The sequence below is a fragment of the Mesotoga sp. HF07.pep.5.2.highcov genome (assembly GCF_003666285.1).
In the GTDB taxonomy this organism is placed as follows: Bacteria; Thermotogota; Thermotogae; order Petrotogales; family Kosmotogaceae; genus Mesotoga; species Mesotoga prima.
Genome location: NZ_JFHJ01000378.1, coordinates 1 through 2,503, shown reverse-complemented (window position 1 = coordinate 2,503; position 2,503 = coordinate 1). Strand labels below are relative to the sequence as shown.

3 protein-coding genes are annotated in these 2,503 nt (G+C 47.8%); 2 read left to right on the top strand and 1 reads right to left on the bottom strand.

Annotation, left to right across the window (positions count from 1 at the left end):
- Positions 1 to 315: oligopeptide/dipeptide ABC transporter ATP-binding protein (locus BG32_RS08150; RefSeq protein WP_147434890.1), on the top strand; the 315-nt coding region annotated here is incomplete at its 5' end.
- Positions 312 to 1,280 carry an ABC transporter ATP-binding protein gene (locus BG32_RS08145; protein WP_006487582.1) on the top strand — a complete coding sequence of 323 codons (969 nt, stop codon included), beginning with the start codon at positions 312 to 314 and terminating at the stop codon, positions 1,278 to 1,280. The genes BG32_RS08150 and BG32_RS08145, both read left to right, overlap by 4 nt.
- Before the next feature lie 550 nt (positions 1,281 to 1,830).
- On the opposite strand, the gene BG32_RS08140 is transcribed toward BG32_RS08145, so the two are convergent.
- Positions 1,831 to 2,376, bottom strand: coding sequence for an HD-GYP domain-containing protein (locus BG32_RS08140; protein WP_259459616.1), 546 nt, complete (start codon positions 2,374 to 2,376; stop codon positions 1,831 to 1,833).
- Between the last annotated feature and the right edge of the window lie 127 nt (positions 2,377 to 2,503).

Genomic DNA, 2,503 nt, shown 5'->3' with positions numbered 1-2,503 from the left:
AGCGACACTCTCGCAATAATGTACGCAGGCAAGATAGTGGAGTACGGCAACTCCGATGAGTTGTTCAACATGCCGCTCCACCCCTACACAATAGGACTCATGAACTCCTTTCCATCCCTCACTGGCAAGATTACCAGAATGGGCGGGATAGAGGGAAAACCGCCCGACCTTCTAAATCCGCCTGAAGGTTGCAGGTTCCATCCACGCTGCCCTCATGCAATGGACATTTGCGAAAAGTCCTGCCCGGCTCTTCAAAAAGTGGACCCTCGGCACAGTGTAGCGTGTTTCCTGCACAAAGGAGCTGAAAACCTGTGAGCGGCGACATTCTGGTCCTCGAGGGAGTAAGAAAACACTTTCCCGTGAACTCACTGAGGAGACACGGCAAATTTGTTCACGCAATGGACGACATATCGTTCTCTCTGAGAAGCGGCGAAGTCCTGGCGATTGTCGGAGAGTCCGGCAGTGGAAAGACCACGACGGCTAACGTGATATCACGTATATACAGACAAACAGAGGGGAGCGTAGTCTTCGAAGGCAGAGAGCTGAGCGGCAAAATGACTCGCACAGAAGAACTAAAGTATCACAAGAGAGTTCAGATGATCTTTCAGGATCCATTCGGGGCGCTGAACCCGACGCGCACAATAGGTAGAATCATGGAACGGCCCTTCGTTATTCACAGGATTGCCGAGGACAGGAAGGCCGTCAGTGAAAAGGTCGACAGCACATTGACACAGGTAGGCCTTGAACCCCCCGATCAGTTCAAGAGGAAGTTCCCCCACGAGCTCTCCGGTGGACAGAGGCAGAGGGTCAACATAGCCCGTGCCTTTGCCGTCGAACCGGACCTTATACTGGCCGATGAGCCAACCTCAATGCTGGATGTGTCAAACAGGATGAGCATAATGAATATGATGCTAAGTCTCAAAGAAAGCCATGGAGTTTCATTCATATACATCACTCACGATTTGGCAGGCGCCAGATACATGAGCGACAGGATAATCGTCATGTATGCGGGAATGATCATGGAAATCGGTCCTGCAGAAGAGATAATTACGAACTCTTTCCACCCTTACACAAAGCTTCTTAAATCGGCGGCACCGGCCCCAGAAACGGGTCTAAAACGAAAACCGCTCATTACGGGAGGAGATATACCCTCTCTGATCGATCCGCCGAACGGCTGTCGCTTCCACCCACGATGCCCCTTCGCCAAAGAGGTTTGTTCACTCGAGATACCCCCTATGAAGAAGATCGGAGATGACCACTACGCTCGATGCGTTCTTTAACTTCATAGACGCCTGATCGGGATTTGTAGCCACATTTCAACCAATCCTTTTCGAGAAAAACGGTGTTGCAAATCCGAAAAGCCTTTATATGAAGTTGTGGTTCTGCTCTCGTGCTTGTTCGCACCTTAGTTTTGTGGAGGCGCTCTCTGAAATGAAAAAGAATGCCGGAGTTCTGTACGATCGAGATGTTGTTTCCGCCTGTGTGCAGATAACTGAATCGGGATTCACTTTCGAATCGAACTGAGTTGACCTTCCGAAGGCGGAGCAGCTTCAAGCCACTGTCCAAAACGAGACTTGCCGTTCTGCATCTAGCAGGCCCTTACCAGCAGAATCACAATTAAGCTTTCTAGGTGAGTCCTTGTTCTTGAGTTGTATCAGAGGAGAGTCTGTCGCCCTCGTGATATGTCACTGCATCAAGACGGTGCAATCCGTAAGTGGATCGGGATTCTCTTGATTAGGGACTTTCTTCCGAAAAATCAGATCACCATCTGTACGATCTGGTGAATCTACGCATCATCATTAGTTCAAGAATACAGGCTTTTCATTTCGCCTAAGCGTTCTTTCCGTCCATCATTTGAATAAACAACCTGGCGATATTCGGGTCGAATTGCTTTCTGGCGTCTTCTCTTATCACCTTTAACGCAGCTTCCCTCTTTTCTTCTAACGTGCCCTCCACCCTGTTCATTACGCGATCGTAGGCTCCCGCTATGGATATTATCCGTGATATCAGAGGTATTTGCTCACCCTTAAGACCTCTCGGATAGCCGCTTCCATCCCACCTTTCGTGATGGCTGTAAGTGTACTCGGCAATGTCTAAGGTTTCGTCGAAGAGATTCAAAATTCGATAACCAACAATGGAGTGTTGCTTTATCTTCTCTCTTTCTTCCTCTGTCAAAGCCGTGTAAGTATCCTTAGAAAGGATGCTTTCGTCGAGTACGATCTTACCTATGTCATGCAAATATCCGGCTCTTTTCAGGACGTTTATCTGCGACTGAGAGAGCTTCATGGCAGAGCCGATCTCCCCACACAATTCGCTTACGCTCAACTTTGACAGCAAAAGAGAATAAATAGTAGGAATAAGTTCTGAAAGGTGCATAAGTTCGTTGTAGATATTTAAATCGTTTTTGAAATGCGGTGCCATGTGTGTTTGCTTGTCATTTTGTTAGTACTTGACTTGTATTTAGTTATAGTGATATAATATAGGTGCCATGTTTCTTAGACTG